Origin of the sequence: Chitinophaga sp., assembly GCF_035564935.1 — a bacterium.
GTDB lineage: Bacteria > Bacteroidota > Bacteroidia > Chitinophagales > Chitinophagaceae > Chitinophaga.
On the sequence record NZ_DATMTE010000433.1, the window covers coordinates 1 to 16,285 of the forward strand.

Here is a 16,285-nt window from a genome sequence, read left to right on the forward strand (position 1 = left end):
AACACACGAAGAACAAACAAGCAGATGGCAGGAAAACAGGTATCGGCCAATGGGTGAGCTGATCAGGGGTATATTCTTTATTCTCTTTGGTTTGTTCGCAATTTTCGCGGAGAAACTGGGATTTGGCGAATTTAGGTTATCCCAGCAGATGATGAGTATTGTTGGTGCGGTTTTGATAGTCTACGGCCTCTTTAGGGTTTATAACGGAGTGAGAAAACTTTTTTTTAACAGGAACTAAAGAGGTGTGATATGTTTTTCAGATTAGAAAGAATGAATGCTGTATATTTAGCAGCTATTATAATGATGATGGCCGCATGCGGCCCTAATCCAAATGCGAAAAAACTGGATACAGCCACAGAAGGCACCATCCGTATCAGCGTGGATGAAACATACAAACCGCTGATTGATTCGGAAATAAAGGTTTTTGAATCGCTGTATCCGAAAGCGCATATCATCCCTACCTATAAACCGGAGGCTGATTGCTTTAAAGATCTTTTAAATGATAGTGCCCGTTTGGTAATCGTTACCCGCGATTTCAACCAGCAGGAACGCGACTATTTCAAGCAGATTAAAATTACGCCTAACAGCCTTTTACTTGCCTGGGACGCACTTGCGCTGGTGGTAAATAAAAGTAATCCTGATTCTGTATTGAATATGGAACAGGTAAGGGGGATCATGGATGGCACCAACAACGAAAGGAAATGGCAGCTGGTGTTTGATAATGCCAACTCAAGCACCGTGCGGTATATCATGGATTCCATCAATAAGGGTAAGCCTTTGCCAACCAATACAATGGCTGCAAAAACAAACCCTGAAGTGGTGGATTACGTAACAAAAAACAAGGACGCGATTGGTGTAATAGGTGTTAGCTGGATCTCCGATCCTAACGATTCATTGTCAATGGCTTTTACACGTGAAGTATCTGTAGTAAGACTGAGGGCAGACAATGGTTCAGAATTTGTTAAGCCATACCAGGCCTATATTGGTATTGGCACCTATCCTTTAAAACGCGGCTTCTTTTATTGCCTGAAAGAACCATATCATGGTCTTGGCAGTGGATTTGCCACTTTTCTTGGTAGTTATGAAGGACAGCTAGTAATGAAGCAGTTCCGGCTATTCCCGGCGAGATTAAATGTAGTATTCAGGGAAGCCAACCTAAAGTAGAAGAAAAACACAACTAAAACTAAAAAACCAGATTGCATGAACAAACGGAAAAGTTTAATCGTAGCATTGCTTTGCGCCGCCTCAAGCGGTGTGATGGCCCAATCTGTGGAGGACGGACTTAAAGACCTGTATTATGGTAAGTACCTGTCTGCCAAACAGAATTTAGAGAAAGTGATCGCAGCAAAGCCTACGGAAGACAAAGCGTATTATTACCTCGGTATAGCCCAGCTTGGGTTGGAGGATGTTGCCGGTGCAACAGCCACTTTCCAGAAGGGTTTGCAGGCGGTTCCCACCTCTGCTTTACTGCAGGCCGGTATGGGACGCATTGACCTGCTCAAGGGAGATGCCGCTGCCGCTAAAGCCAAGTTTGAAGGCGCCAGCACTGCCACACAGGGCCGCGATGGTGATGTTGCCCGCGCTATTGCAGATGCCAACAGCGAAATCAAAGGTGGCGACCGTGCATATGCACTCACTGTAATGGAAAAGCTCCTGAACAATGAGGGCCGTAAGAGAAAAGAACAATACACGCCAACTGCAGCCGACTATATTGAACTGGGAGATGCTTACCGCTTCCTGGGTGGTGAAAATGGTGGTAAAGCCATCACTACCTATGAAAAAGCGCTTGAGCTGGATCCTAACAATGCTGAAGCCGTAATGAAACAAGGTTTGGTGAATTACAACGCCAGGCTGAAAGCAGAAGCAGTAGCAGATTATACCAAGGCTACCAATATGGACCCTAACTATGGTCCGGCTTTTTATGAACTGTTTAGTTTTTATATCGTTCCTAAAAAGGATCAGTTATCCTGGGATAACGCAGCGCAGTACCTGGAAAAATATATGGCTGTTGCAGATCCGGCAGATAAAGTGAAGAACCAGTACCTGAGCGCATACATTTCTTTCTTTAAGAAAGATTATGACAATGCTATCAGCAAAGGTCAGGCTGCACTGGGAGGCGCCAACGAGTTTTATCAGAATAAACTGAGCCTGCTTATAGGTGATTCATACCTGCAAAAAGGCGATTCACTGAATGCTCAGAAGGTGATGGACGAATACGCAGCAAAAGTAGGCGAAAGCAAACTGGATTCTGCGGATTATAAATTGCTGGGAGCTATCTATATGAAGCTGAAATCTTCTGACTCAGCTACCCAGGAAGGTTATACTACCAAAGCACTGGGTTACCTGGAAAAATATTCAAACTCCATCACTGCAAAAGATCCTGAAACATTCCTCCAGATCGCTGAACAGCTGAAAGCAGCTAAAAAATACACTAACGCTGCTGAGTGGTATGAAAAGGCGAATGAACTCAGCATTGCCAATAAGGAACAACTACAGGCCATCGATTACTTCAACGTTGGTATCAACTATTTTTACGGGGCAGTAACCGTGAATCCGTATGATACTGTATTGCTGAACAAAGCAGATGCCGCTTTCCAGAAGGTAATCGAAGTAAAACCAGACCTGGGAACAGGTTACTACTGGAGAGGACAGAGCAATTTTGCAAAAGATCCGCAGGCACAGGCCGGTGTGGCCAAGCCTTTCTATGACAAATACATAGAAATGTCAGAAAGCGATCCTGCAAAAAATAAATCTACACTTACCAGGGCTTATGTATACGAGCTGTTGTACTACTACTTTAAGGAAGATAAGCCTAACATCAAGGTTTATTCCGATAAACTGGCAGCTGTAGATCCAGGTAACGTTACATTGAAGGAAATTACCGAAAACATGGCTGCCCGCGAAAAAGCCGCCGCTAAACCAGCTGCTAAGCAGGGTCAGAACAAGAAATAAGGATTATTTGCATATAATTGCTAGAAAACCTCCTGTACCCACAGGAGGTTTTTTAGTTTCCGTTTGGTGAAAAAAGATAATATTTTAACTCTTAATAGATTTGATAATTGGTCAACTTACAGTATTTTTGCGCATTCGGACAATGTTTTTATCGGGAAGCTTATGTATACAGAAACTGTATTTTTGTCAGCAACGACTACTCCTTTTAGCTATTTCCCTATAGTACTGCAATTAATTGCTGCTTTAGGTTTCGTTGGGATCACGATGTTAGCTACTCACTTTTTAGGTCCTAAACGCAAAACCAGCGACAAGCTTATTAACTTTGAAAGTGGTATCGAGCAAAAAGGCAACGCCCGCCAGCCGGTAGCCATCAAGTACTTTCTGACCGCTATTCTTTTCGTGTTATTTGATGTGGAAGTGATCTTTTTCTACCCTTATGCGGTTAATTTCAGGGAATTGGGATGGGAAGGCTTTACAGCTGTGCTGATGTTTGTGGGCTTCTTTTTGTGTGGGTTTATCTACATTACAAAGAAGGGTGCACTGAAATGGGAAGATTAATTAACTCTTTAAATTAAAACCAATGGCTCGTCCGGTTCAATATAATAATAAGGTGAAGATGGTGGAAATCCCCGAGGGATATTCCGGTGAAGGGTTTTATGCCACCTCTTTTGACAAGGTGATAGGTTTGGCGCGTAAAAATTCCATCTGGCCGTTACCATTTGCCACTTCCTGCTGTGGTATCGAGTTTATGGCTACTATGGCTGCCACTTACGATATGGCCCGTTTCGGGGCTGAACGTATGGCCTTTACGCCACGCCAGTGCGATTTGCTGATGGTAATGGGTACCATTTCCAAAAAAATGGGGCCTATTGTACGCCAGGTATACCTGCAAATGGCAGAACCACGCTGGGTAATGGCAGTAGGCGCCTGCGCTTCCAGCGGTGGTATATTTGATACCTATTCTGTATTACAGGGGATCGACCAGGTGATCCCGGTAGATGTATATGTGCCAGGATGCCCTCCAAGACCGGAAGGTATCATCGATGGTTTCATGAAAATACAAGCCCTGGTAGGCCAGGAAAGTCTCCGCCGCCGCAATTCCGACAGGTATAAAGAACTGATGGAGTCTTACGGTATCAAGTAAGGAGAGGGGAATGGTTAATTGTAAATCGTAAATTTCAAATTGTTAATGTCTTTAACAAACGAACGCATACAGCAACGCCTGACGGAAAAGTTTGGAGATGTGCTAACCGGCTTTGAAGAGCCGTTTGGGCTGCTTACCCTCACCGCACAGAAAGATTATAACCTGAAAGTAATGCAATTCCTGTTTGATGATGAGGAGTTGCGTTTTCGTTTTTTAACGGATATCACTGCCGTGCATTATCCTGAACGGAAAAACGAAGAACTGGCAGTAGTATATCACCTGCATAACCTGCAGGATAATATCAGGCTCCGTCTGAAAGTTTTTGCACCTGTAGCCAAACCAGACGTTTTTACAGCTACCAAACTGTATGAATCCGCCAACTGGATGGAAAGGGAAACTTACGATTTCTTCGGGATCAACTTTGTAGGGCATCCTAACCTGATCCGTGTACTGAATGTAGACGAAATGACCTATTTCCCCATGAGAAAGGAATTTCCGCTGGAAGACTCCATGCGCATCGATAAAGATGATGAGATGTTTGGAAGGGGAGGAAATCTTTAATACAACGAGGTTATGTTAGATCAGAAACAACATATAAAACTGCCGGAAGGCTCTATAGAAAAAGATACGCAAACGCTTAACCTGGGACCTACGCACCCGGCCACGCATGGCGTATTTCAAAACATTCTGGAAATCGATGGCGAACGTATTGTAAGCGCTGTTTCTACCGTAGGGTATATTCACCGCGCGTTTGAAAAGATCGCCGAACGCCGCCCTTATTACCAGATCACACCGCTCACCGACCGGCTGAACTACTGCTCCGCCCCCATCAATAATATGGGCTGGCTGCTCACGGTAGAAAAGCTCCTTGGCATTGAAACGCCTAAAAGAGTAGATTACCTGCGCGTAATCATCATGGAACTGGCACGTATTGCAGATCACCTGATCTGTAGCTCCGTAATGGGAGTTGATACCGGCGCTTTAACCGGTTTCGTATACGTAATGACCTACCGCGAACTGATCTACGAAATTTATGAAGAGATCTGCGGCTCCCGTCTTACCACCAACATCGGCCGTATTGGCGGATTTGAAAGGAATTTCACCCCCGCAGCTTTTGCAAAAATAGAACGCTTTCTCAACGAATATCCTGCTGTACTGAAAGAGTTTGAAACCCTGCTCACCCGCAACCGTATTTTCATGGAACGTACGCAGGGGGTAGGCGCTATCTCCGCAGAAAGAGCGCTCAGCTACGGTTTCACCGGTCCTAACCTGCGTGCAGCGGGCGTGGATTACGACGTGCGTGTAGCCAATCCTTACAGCTCTTACCAGGATTTCGACTTTTCTATCCCTGTAGGTACTACGGGCGACAGCTACGACCGTTTCCAGGTGCGTAACGCCGAAATGTGGGAAAGTATCAGCATCATCCGCCAGGCAATGGATAAAGTGAAAAGCCTGCCGGCAGATGTATTCCACGCAGATATACCTGCTTATTACCTGCCTGAAAAACAGGATGTATATACAAAAATGGAAGCGCTCATTTATCACTTTAAAATAGTGATGGGAGAAGCAGACATGCTTCCGGGTGAAGTGTACAACGCAGTAGAAGGCGCCAACGGTGAACTTGGATTTTACCTGATCAGCGATGGTGGGCGCAGCCCTTACCGGTTGCACTTCCGCCGTCCCTGCTTCATTTACTACCAGGCGTATGCTGAACTGGTACAGGGCTCTATGCTGAGCGATGCGATCGTTTGCATGAGCAGCCTTAACCTGATTGCAGGTGAACTGGATGCGTAGTTGCGCTATTGAATATTTCGAAGATTAAAGCTGAATAAAAAAATGGCTGTGGTTCAATTTTCTGAAGAGAAACTGAATAAAGTAAAAGAAATCATTGCACGCTACCCGGAAGGGAAGCAGAAAAGTGCGTTGATACCGGTGTTGCACCTGGCTCAGGAAGCATTTGGGGGATGGCTGAGTGCAGAAACAATGGACTACGTTGCAACTTTACTGCAACTGAAATCAATTGAAGTGTATGAAGTAGCTACCTTCTACAGCATGTTTAACCTGAAACCCGTAGGCACCTATTTATTTGAGGTATGCCAAACAGGTCCATGCATGGTGAGTGGCTCCGATCAGATCATTGATTACATTAAAAACAAGCTGGGCATCGGCGTAGGTGAAACTACCGCCGACGGGCTGTTTACCCTTAAAACGGTTGAATGCCTCGGCGCCTGCGGTTATGCTCCCATGATGCAATTGGGGAAACATTACCGGGAACACCTTACACCGGCCAAAGTAGATGAAATCATTGCAGAATGCAGGTCTAAAGCAAACGCTAACTGATGCATCCAAAAAACAACATGATCATGCGTTTAAAGGAAATGTATCAGCGCCACAAATTATTAGTCGTGGAAGCCATACTGCTGATGGTGTTACTCACCGCCCTGTGGCGGATCGATAACTGGCTTGTTTCCGTTACTTGTGGCGTAAGCGCAGGTCTCCTGTTTTACAGGCTCGCAGAACGCATTTCGCAACACGGCATACGTAAGGCATAAAAGATATACACAAATCTGGTAATGAAACCGGCATACCGGTAACATTACACCATAAGGAAGACAATGGGACGCAAATTACTGTTAGATAAAGCACATATTGAAGGCATCCGGTATTATGACACCTACCGGAGCAACGGCGGTTATGCTGCAGCTGAAAAGGCGCTGAAAACCCTGGGGCCGGACGGCGTACTGGATGAAGTGAAGAAGAGTGGCCTGAGAGGCCGTGGCGGCGCGGGTTTCCCTACCGGCCTGAAATGGAGTTTCATCGCCAAACCGGAAGGCGTGCCACGCTACCTGGTTTGTAATGCCGATGAATCGGAACCAGGTACGTTCAAAGACCGCTACCTCATGGAATTTATCCCCCACCTCCTCATTGAGGGATTACTCATCTCCAGCTTTGCCCTCGGCGCTAACAGTTGCTACATCTACATCCGCGGTGAATATGCCTGGATCCCGGATATCCTGGAACAGGCCATTGCAGAAGCAAAAAATAAAGGCTGGTTGGGTAAAAATATCCAGGGCAGCGGTTTCGATCTCGAAATATATGTACAACGCGGCGCCGGCGCCTATATCTGCGGGGAAGAAACTGCCCTGATAGAATCCCTGGAAGGCAAACGCGGTAACCCACGTATTAAACCACCATTCCCGGCGGTAAAAGGACTGTGGCAATCGCCCACGGTAGTAAACAACGTGGAAACACTGGCTGCAGTAGTACCTATTATCAATATAGGCGGCGACGAATATATTAAATACGGCACCGGCAAATCTACCGGTACCAAACTCATTTCCGCCTGCGGTAATATCAACAAACCCGGCGTTTATGAAATCGAAATGAATATCTCCGTAGAAGAATTTATCTATTCTGATGAATACTGCGGTGGTATCAAAAATAATAAAAGGCTGAAAGCCTGTATCCCTGGCGGTTCTTCCGTACCGGTATTACCCGCTAACCTGCTGCTGAAAACTGCAAAAGGCGAAACCCGTATGATGACCTATGAAAGCCTGGCCGATGGCGGGTTTGCAACAGGATCTATGCTGGGTTCCGGCGGATTTATTGTAATGGATGAAGACCAGTGTATTGTGCGCAATACCCTTACCTTCGCACGCTTTTATCACCACGAAAGCTGCGGCCAGTGCAGCCCTTGCCGTGAAGGAACCGGATGGATGAAGAAAGTGCTCCACAACATCGAGTACGGTAAAGGTAAAATGAGCGACATCGATCTGCTGTGGGATATCCAGCGTAAAATAGAAGGAAACACGATCTGCCCGCTCGGCGATGCAGCAGCATGGCCGGTAGCAGCAGCCATCCGTCATTTCCGTGATGAATTTGAATGGCATGTGGCAAATCCTGATGAATCACAGACCCGTAACTTCGGCCTGGCCCATTACGCAGATCCGTTGCCGGTACCAACACCTGCGGCTGTATAACAGGTATACATCTACTGAAATAAAGAATCTATATATAACAAACGTTGCTCCCCGCGAGCACAAAAGATATTAAGATGGCGGAGGAAATAAAATTATTTAAGGTTAAGATCGATAACATCTCTGTAGAGGTGGAACCCGGTACAACCATACTGAATGCGGCCCGGAAGATAGGAGGAGAAGTAGTGCCGCCGGCCATGTGTTACTATTCCAAACTGCAGGGCAGCGGCGGTAAATGCCGTACCTGCCTGGTAAAAGTATCTAAAGGCTCCGATGCCGATCCGCGCCCGATGCCTAAACTGGTAGCCAGCTGCCGTACCACTGTAATGGACGGTATGGAAGTAGCCAACATCACTTCCCCGGAAGTACTGGATGCCCGTAAAGGTGTGGTGGAATTTCTGCTGCTCAATCACCCGCTGGACTGCCCGGTTTGTGATCAGGCCGGAGAGTGCCACCTGCAGGACCTGAGCTACGAACACGGCGCCGATGCCACCCGTTACGAATTTAAACGCAGAACATTTGATAAAGTGGATCTCGGCGATCATATCAAACTGCATATGACACGCTGCATCCTTTGCTACCGTTGCGTATACACTGCCGATCAGCTCACACAAAAACGCGAACATGGTATCCTGGGCCGTGGCGATGCTTCCGAAATCAGCACCTACATCTCCCAGTCGCTTGATAACGATTTTATCGGTAACGTCATCGACGTTTGCCCGGTAGGCGCTTTAACCGATCAAACCTTCCGCTTTAAAAACCGCGTGTGGTTCCTGAAACCGGTAGATGCACACCGTGACTGCGAAAACCCGAAATGCTGCGGTAAAACCGTATTGTGGATGCGTGGTGATGAAATATTCCGCGTAACCGCCCGTAAAGATAAATACGGTGAAGTGGAAGACTTTATCTGCGATACCTGCCGCTTCGACAAGAAAGAAGCAAAAGACTGGATCATTGAAGGTCCGCGCAAAATAGAACGTAACAGCGTTATTTCCCAGGGTCACTACGTGAATACCGTAAAACCTAAAGATCCGCTGGTGGAAGTATTGGATGGAAGACAACCACGGCTGTTGTTTGACATTCACTCTGAAAGCAAGGTAAACAGGCCGGATGTTGATCTGTCGAAGATCAACGGACCTGCTCACTCTGATGATTTTAAGAAATAACAATCGTAATTACGTGTAAGTATGACCTTATTAAGCATAGATTGGTTTTTTGTAATTGAAAAAGTACTCCTGATATCGGGAGTGCTGGTACTTTCACTGGTAGTGGCTATGTATTCTACCTGGGGCGAAAGAAAGGTGGCAGCCTGGATCCAGGACCGTTTAGGCCCTAACCGCGCAGGTTTCATGGGATTGCTGCAGCCGCTGGCGGATGGTGGTAAACTTTTCTTTAAAGAAGAAATTATTCCTACCAATTCCAACCGTTTTCTCTTCGTATTGGGTCCTTCTATTGCCATGCTGGTAGCCTGTATGACCAGCGCCGTAATTCCCTGGGGCGATTCGCTGGTAATTGCCGGCCGCACCGTTTCCCTGCAGATCGCAGATGTGAACATCGGGATCCTTTTCATTTTCGGCGTAGTAAGTATGGGTGTATACGGTATTATGATCGGTGGCTGGGCTTCCAATAATAAATACTCCCTTTTGGCCTCTGTTCGTGCAGCTTCGCAGATCATTTCCTACGAGCTGCCCATGGGACTGGCGCTGATTGCATTACTGATGCTCACCGGTTCCCTGAGCCTGAAAGATATTGTAGAGCAACAGCGTCATGGTTTATGGAACGTGGTGTATCAGCCATTAGGATTTTTTATCTTCCTGGTATGCGCTTTTGCTGAATGTAACCGCGCACCGTTCGATTTACCGGAAGCAGAAAACGAACTGAATGGTGGTTACCACCTGGAATACTCTTCCATGAAACTCGGTTTCTTCCTGTTTGCGGAATATATCAACATGTTCATTAGTTCGGCACTGATCTCCACCATGTATTTCGGTGGTTATGCCTTCCCTTACATGGATAAACTGGGGCTGGATCCGAATGTAGTAACTATCCTCGGGTTCCTGGCATTGTTTGTAAAAACACTGCTGTTCATTTTCTTCTTTATGTGGGTACGCTGGACGGTTCCGAGATTCCGTTACGACCAGCTGATGCGCCTGGGATGGAAGATCATGATCCCGCTGGCACTGGTAAATATGTTGATCACCGGCGCCCTGGTATTGGCCCGTCAACACTAATTATTATCTGATTAAATACACACAGAACGTGTGGATTAAATAAAGCATTCATTATGCAAGCATTAACTAACAGGGCAAAAGCAGTAGACCGCCGGCCAATGACACTGGCCGAGAAGATGTACATCCCTGCTATTGCCAAAGGTATGGGTATCACTTTTAAGCACCTTTTTCAGAAAAAAGCGACCGTTAGCTTTCCTGAAAAAAAGCGTGATTTCAGCCCCGTATTCCGCGGGTTGCATGTGCTGAACCGGGATGAAGAAGGACGTGAAAGATGCACCGCCTGCGGATTGTGCGCAGTGGCCTGTCCTGCTGAAGCCATTACCATGGAAGCAGCTGAAAGAAAAGAAGGGGAGGAACACCTGTACAGGGAAGAAAAGTATGCAGCGAAATACGAGATCAATATGCTCCGTTGCATATTCTGTGGTTTTTGTGAAGAAGCTTGTCCGAAAGATGCTGTTTATATGTCTGAAACATTTGCCCCGGCAAACTACCAGCGTAAAGGCTTTATCTATGGAAAAGATGACCTGCTGATTCCTCATCCGAAAGAAGGCAAATAATATTATTCACAGCGCACATTTAGCTAAAAATACAATAGTCAAACATAGCAGAGATGGGAATGAGTATACAACAAATAATTTTCATGGTGCTGTCGGTCGTGGCGCTGGTATCAGCGTTAGGCGTGGTGTTGAGTAAAAACCCTGTGACGAGTGTGTTGTGCCTGATCGTAACATTCTTTACCATAGCAGGGCACTACATCATGATGAATGCCCAGTTCCTGGCAGTAGTACATATCATTGTATATGCAGGGGCCATCATGGTATTGTTCCTGTACGTACTGATGCTCATGAACCTGAATGCTGAACTGGAACCCCAGAAGCGCAACTGGCTGAAATATGCCGGCGCTATCAGCGGTGGTGCATTGCTGGTGGTACTGGTAGCTGCATTACGCGATGCCAGCATGCCGGCCCTGAGCACAAGCGCTACTGATATCGGGCTGATCAAAAATCTCGGTATGATCCTGTTCAAACAATATGTGGTGCCGTTTGAAGTGAGCAGTATCCTGTTCCTCAGTGCAATGATCGGCGCCGTGGTAATTGGTAAAAAAGAATAGCCATACGGAATGATCCGTAATTTCTAACTCGTAATTTATTTTATGCCTGTTCAATATTACATATTCCTGAGTATCGCCTTGTTTTGCATAGGTGTGATGGGTGTTCTGATGCGCAGAAATGCGATTATTATTTTTATGTGCATAGAGCTGATGCTGAATGCCGTGAACCTGCTGATGGTATCATTTTCCAAGATGTGGGCGGATGCAGGCAGGGTGGATGCCGGTTCTGCACAACTCTTCGTATTTTTTATAATGGTGGTAGCAGCTGCAGAAGTGGCGGTTGGACTGGCTATCATTACTATGGTGTACAGAAACACACACTCAGTAGATATTAACATTCTTAACAGGCTGAAAAATTAATAATTCTGTTTTCTCAATTATTAAATTTTTCGACGTCGTAAATAGAATTGATAAATGATTAATCTTGTTTGGCTGGTACCATTTTTACCATTATTGGGTTTCCTGGTGAATGGATTGGGACGCAGATTTTTATCCAAGTCCCTGGTAGGATTTGTTGGCAGTGGCGCAATACTGGCGTCCTTTGTGATTAGCTTATTAATATTCCTGGAAGTTAAAGCCCCTGGATTTTCTGCGCAAACAGTGCACCTGTTTGATTTCATATCTGTAGGCTCCCTGCAGATCCCCTTTGCCTTCCAGGTAGATCAGTTGAGTGCCCTGTTCCTGCTGGTGATCACCGGTGTGGGTACGCTGATCCATATCTACTCTACTTCTTACATGCACGACGAAAGTGATGAGAGTTTTGCAAGATATTTCGCTTATCTCAACCTGTTCGTGTTTTCCATGTTAATACTGGTGCTGGGCGCCAATTATGTGATGATGTTCATTGGCTGGGAAGGTGTTGGTCTTTGTTCTTATCTCCTCATCGGCTTCTGGTTTAAAAATACCAGCTATAACAATGCTGCCAAAAAAGCATTCGTGATGAACCGCATCGGCGACCTTGGTTTCCTGATCGCCATCTTTTTCATGATCATGCAGTTTGGAACTGTTACTTTCCCTGAAGTATTTGCCAAAGCAGCGCCACTGGGCATGAACAACGGCATTATCACGGCTATTGCCATGCTGATGTTTGTGGGTGCAATGGGTAAATCTGCACAGATCCCTTTATATACCTGGTTACCGGATGCGATGGCGGGTCCTACCCCGGTATCAGCCCTGATCCACGCGGCTACAATGGTTACTGCCGGTATCTATATGATTGCGCGCAGCAATGTGATCTATACCCTGGCGCCGCATATTCAAACGGTGATTGCGGTTATTGGTCTTGCTACCGCTTTGTTTGCCGCCTCTATTGCATTAAAGCAGAATGATATTAAAAAAGTGCTGGCTTATTCCACAGTGAGCCAGTTAGGGTATATGTTCCTGGCCCTGGGTGTGGGCGCCTATGGAGCTGCTGTGTTTCATGTAATGACACACGCCTTCTTCAAAGCCTTGTTGTTCCTCGGTTCCGGTTCCGTGATCCATGCAATGGGCGGTGAGCAGGATATCAGGAAAATGGGCGGGCTCAGGAAATTCATGCCTACCACTACCTGGACATTCTTTGTAGGATGCCTGGCCATTGCTGGTATCCCCGGTTTTTCCGGTTTCTTCTCCAAAGATGAGATCCTGGCTGAAGCGTTTGCCAACAACCCGGTTTTATATGTACTGGGTTTGATAGGTGCGCTGATGACAGCCTTCTATATGTTCCGTTTATATTATATCACTTTCAGCGGTAAATTCCGGGGTACTCACGAACAGGAGCATCACCTGCATGAAAGTCCTGCAGCTATCACCATTCCATTGGTGATCCTGGCGGTACTTTCCGTGATAGGCGGTTATGTTGGTTTACCGGAAGTTTTTGGAACAAAGAACATGCTGGCGGAATACCTGGCGCCGGTGTTTGCACCGTCTGCGCCTTTCGCTGTGGAGCATCACCTGTCGCACAACACAGAATGGCTGCTGATGGGTGTGAGCAGTGTGCTGGTGATTGTATTTATCCTGCTGGCGCGACAGAAATTCACGAAGTTTGAAGATGCGGGTAAAGAAAGTACTGGTTTGGCAAAAGTGCTCGAAAACAAATGGTATATAGATGAACTGTATGATACTATTATCGTAAAACCATTGTATGAATTGTCCCGTTTCTTCCGCGATGTGGTGGAAAAAGCGGGTATCGACAAACTGGTGAACGGTGTAGGCCGCGGTGTACAATGGGGCGGTCAGCAGATTCGCCTGGTACAGAACGGGCAGGTGGGTTTTTACATCTTTGCAATGGTCATCGGTATGATCTTATTATTTGTGATCGGATTCTTATTATAAACCAATAGCAGAAGTTACAAGCGCAGATAAATTATGTTGACAGTTTTATTAATATTGATTCCTTTCATAGCGGGCCTTATTGCATTTGGTCTGAAGGGATCCGGGCCAAAAGTGCTGGGCATGATCTCATCGCTGGCAACAGTGGTGATAGCAATTGGATCGTGGTGCCGCTTTCGTACTGCTCCCGACAGCCTGAACTTTGTTGCCAACTGGATTCCCCAGCTGGGGAGCCAGTTCCGTGTTGGATTAGATGGAATGGGGGTGATGCTTTGCTTACTTACGGCGATTGCTTCCCTGCTTGTTTTCATTACTATTTATAACCGCAACTATGAAAAGGCAAATGTCTTTTATGGTTTGATGTTATTATCACAGGCCGGCTTAACCGGTGTATTCACCGCTTATGATGCCCTGCAGTTTTACATATTCTGGGAACTGGCCCTGATTCCTGTTTATTTCCTCTGCTCTTTGTGGGGTGGTGAAAAACGGATTGCCGTTACCTTTAAATTCTTCGTGTACACTTTCCTGGGCTCGCTGCTGATGCTGGTAGGTATTATCTATCTTTATTCGCAAACCCCGGATCACTCTTTCAGCTGGACTTCCTTCACCACTATGCAGGTGAACCCGGAAGATCAGAAATGGCTGTTCTGGTTATTCTTCGTGGCCTTTGCCATTAAGATGCCGGTATTTCCTTTTCACACCTGGCAGCCCGATACCTACGAGCAGTCGCCTACGCCTGTTACCATGATCCTTTCCGGTGTAATGGTAAAAATGGGTTTGTTTGGCGTGATCCGCTGGCTGTTGCCGGTATTGCCACAGGGCGCTGCTATGTGGTCCGATGTGGCTATTGTACTATGTATCATCGGTATCATCTATGCGTCCTGCATTGCCATGGTACAAAACGACCTGAAACGCTTAATCGCTTACTCTTCCATAGCGCACATCGGTTTGATGTGTGCAGCTATTTTTGCCAATAATGAACAGAGTCTCCAGGGGATAATGGTACAGATGTTTAACCACGGTATCAATATCATTGGCTTGTGGATCATCGTGGAAGTGATCCAGAACCGCCTTGGCATCAGGAACCTGGACCAGATGGGTGGTATGGCGCAGAAAGCGCCGCGGATGGCTATTTTCCTCGTTATTATCAGCCTGGCTAACATCGGTTTACCACTCACCAATGGTTTTATTGGCGAGTTCCTGATGTTCAGCGGGTTGTTCCAATATAATCACTGGTTTATGGCATTTGCCGGGTTAGGTATTATTCTTTCTGCTGTATATACCCTGGGTATGATTCAGAAGGTGATATTTGGCGAGGGAAATGAATTAACCGCAACTACTACAGATCTGCAGCCGGGTGAAACACTGGCATTGAGCCTGGTGGTGATCATGATCATAGTGCTGGGCGTTTATCCCAAACCTATGCTGGATCTGGTGAGCGGCACATCTGAAGTGGTAAGTAAATTATTCTGATCTTCAGCTGTCAGCTGAATACCGGAATGGAAAAATTTGTAACGGGGTTTTGTAACGCAAAAATATGAATGCACTAATTTCTACTGCTTTATCGGGCGTTGTACTGATGTTTGTTGGTTTATTTGTACGCAATAAGCAGCATATTAAATTTTTTGCCATCGCGGCCATCCTCATAGCATTTATTGCTAACCTGGCGCAATATCCGTCTGTAGAGCATGGCGGGTATATCATGTATGGCATGATTGAAGTGACCAAATTTGGTGTGTTGTTCAATGCTGTAGCATTGGGCGCCACCTTGTTATATTTCCTGTTATCGGGCAGTGAGTTTGAGAAGGTAGGAGAGCATGTGGCCGATTATTTCGCCCTGATATTTTTTATCCTGGCGGGTATTTCGCTGGCCACTTCATTCAGTAATCTGCTGATGCTGTTCCTGGCGGTTGAAATTATGTCTATCCCGCAGTATATCCTTGCGGGCGCTGATAAGAAAAGCCTGAAAAGTAATGAAGCTTCCCTGAAGTATTTCCTGATGGGATCTTTTTCCACCGGTATCCTGCTCATGGGTATTACCCTGATCTATGGCGCTGCGGGCACTTTTGATATTTCCGGTTTAGGACTGGGCGCAGAAAGCGTGCATCCGTTGGCGTTATGCGGTATCATCCTGATGGTATTTGCCCTGTCCTTTAAAGTATCTGCGGTACCATTCCATTTCTGGACACCAGACGTATACGATGGTTCACCCACTGTGTTCACCTCTTTTATGTCTACCGTTGTAAAAGCCGGTGGATTTGTGGCTTTCCTGCGGATGTTCCACAGCAGCTTTGCCGGCGGTAACATCAGCGAACACTGGACCCTGATCCTTTCCATTATTACTGCTGCTACCCTGATACTTGGTAACTTCAGCGCGGTATTCCAGCAAAGTGTGAAACGTATGCTGGCTTATTCCAGTATTGCACAGGCAGGCTTTATGCTGTTTGCCGTGGTAGCCATGAATAACAGGGGCGCAGAAGGGATTATCCTTTACGCTGCCGCCTACAGTATTGCTACTATCGGTGTGTTTGCAGTATTGATGAAACTGAAAGATTATACC

The 16,285-nt window shown here is 46.2% G+C and carries 18 protein-coding genes; all 18 read left to right on the plus strand.

The genetic code is table 11. The annotated features are described in order from the left end of the window. A partial coding sequence (locus VN105_RS11165; protein WP_325640823.1) for a hypothetical protein occupies positions 1-238 on the plus strand: 238 nt, incomplete at its 5' end. 11 nt (positions 239-249) lie between these two features. Beyond that, positions 250-1,164: a substrate-binding domain-containing protein gene (locus VN105_RS11170; protein ID WP_325640825.1), complete on the plus strand. Its 915-nt coding sequence runs from the start codon at positions 250-252 to the stop codon at positions 1,162-1,164. Between the two features lie 36 nt (positions 1,165-1,200). Next, on the plus strand, positions 1,201-2,952 hold the full coding sequence (locus VN105_RS11175) for a tetratricopeptide repeat protein (protein ID WP_325640827.1): 1,752 nt from the start codon (positions 1,201-1,203) through the stop codon (positions 2,950-2,952). Positions 2,953-3,018: 66 nt separating this feature from the next. Then, complete coding sequence (locus tag VN105_RS11180) at positions 3,019-3,510, plus strand: NADH-quinone oxidoreductase subunit A (protein WP_325640829.1); 492 nt, start codon at positions 3,019-3,021, stop codon at positions 3,508-3,510. Between the two features lie 22 nt (positions 3,511-3,532). Further along, entirely contained in the window at positions 3,533-4,096 is a 564-nt protein-coding gene (locus tag VN105_RS11185) for an NADH-quinone oxidoreductase subunit B (protein WP_142683785.1), read from the plus strand. Positions 4,097-4,141: 45 nt separating this feature from the next. Next, positions 4,142-4,657: an NADH-quinone oxidoreductase subunit C gene (locus VN105_RS11190; protein ID WP_142683784.1), complete on the plus strand. Its 516-nt coding sequence runs from the start codon at positions 4,142-4,144 to the stop codon at positions 4,655-4,657. A 12-nt stretch (positions 4,658-4,669) separates the two neighbouring features. Beyond that, positions 4,670-5,890 (plus strand): NADH-quinone oxidoreductase subunit D, encoded by a 1,221-nt coding sequence (locus tag VN105_RS11195; protein ID WP_325640833.1) that lies wholly within the window; start codon positions 4,670-4,672, stop codon positions 5,888-5,890. 42 nt (positions 5,891-5,932) lie between these two features. Then, positions 5,933-6,436 (plus strand): complex I 24 kDa subunit family protein, encoded by a 504-nt coding sequence (gene nuoE, locus VN105_RS11200; protein ID WP_325640838.1) that lies wholly within the window; start codon positions 5,933-5,935, stop codon positions 6,434-6,436. Between the two features lie 23 nt (positions 6,437-6,459). After that, positions 6,460-6,648, plus strand: coding sequence for a hypothetical protein (locus VN105_RS11205; RefSeq protein ID WP_325640840.1), 189 nt, complete (start codon positions 6,460-6,462; stop codon positions 6,646-6,648). 63 nt (positions 6,649-6,711) lie between these two features. Further along, positions 6,712-8,076 carry an NADH-quinone oxidoreductase subunit NuoF gene (gene nuoF, locus VN105_RS11210; protein ID WP_325640842.1) on the plus strand — a complete coding sequence of 455 codons (1,365 nt, stop codon included), beginning with the start codon at positions 6,712-6,714 and terminating at the stop codon, positions 8,074-8,076. A gap of 74 nt (positions 8,077-8,150) precedes the next feature. After that, positions 8,151-9,239 (plus strand): 2Fe-2S iron-sulfur cluster-binding protein, encoded by a 1,089-nt coding sequence (locus tag VN105_RS11215; RefSeq protein ID WP_325640844.1) that lies wholly within the window; start codon positions 8,151-8,153, stop codon positions 9,237-9,239. Positions 9,240-9,260: 21 nt separating this feature from the next. Beyond that, positions 9,261-10,304, plus strand: a complete 1,044-nt coding sequence (nuoH, locus tag VN105_RS11220) for an NADH-quinone oxidoreductase subunit NuoH (protein ID WP_325640846.1) — start codon at positions 9,261-9,263, stop codon at positions 10,302-10,304. 53 nt (positions 10,305-10,357) lie between these two features. Beyond that, positions 10,358-10,861 (plus strand): NADH-quinone oxidoreductase subunit NuoI, encoded by a 504-nt coding sequence (gene nuoI / locus VN105_RS11225; protein ID WP_142683778.1) that lies wholly within the window; start codon positions 10,358-10,360, stop codon positions 10,859-10,861. 53 nt (positions 10,862-10,914) lie between these two features. Next, positions 10,915-11,415 carry an NADH-quinone oxidoreductase subunit J gene (locus tag VN105_RS11230; protein WP_325640849.1) on the plus strand — a complete coding sequence of 167 codons (501 nt, stop codon included), beginning with the start codon at positions 10,915-10,917 and terminating at the stop codon, positions 11,413-11,415. 42 nt (positions 11,416-11,457) lie between these two features. Next, the gene (gene nuoK / locus VN105_RS11235; protein WP_079469422.1) at positions 11,458-11,775 is read left to right on the plus strand and encodes an NADH-quinone oxidoreductase subunit NuoK; all 318 of its coding nucleotides are present in this window, start codon (positions 11,458-11,460) and stop codon (positions 11,773-11,775) included. A 54-nt stretch (positions 11,776-11,829) separates the two neighbouring features. Further along, positions 11,830-13,728: an NADH-quinone oxidoreductase subunit L gene (gene nuoL, locus VN105_RS11240; protein WP_325640853.1), complete on the plus strand. Its 1,899-nt coding sequence runs from the start codon at positions 11,830-11,832 to the stop codon at positions 13,726-13,728. Between the two features lie 33 nt (positions 13,729-13,761). After that, positions 13,762-15,198, plus strand: a complete 1,437-nt coding sequence (locus VN105_RS11245) for an NADH-quinone oxidoreductase subunit M (RefSeq protein ID WP_325640855.1) — start codon at positions 13,762-13,764, stop codon at positions 15,196-15,198. A gap of 64 nt (positions 15,199-15,262) precedes the next feature. Then, positions 15,263-16,285, plus strand: a 1,023-nt coding sequence (locus tag VN105_RS11250; protein WP_325640857.1) for an NADH-quinone oxidoreductase subunit N, incomplete at its 3' end; no start/stop codon positions are given.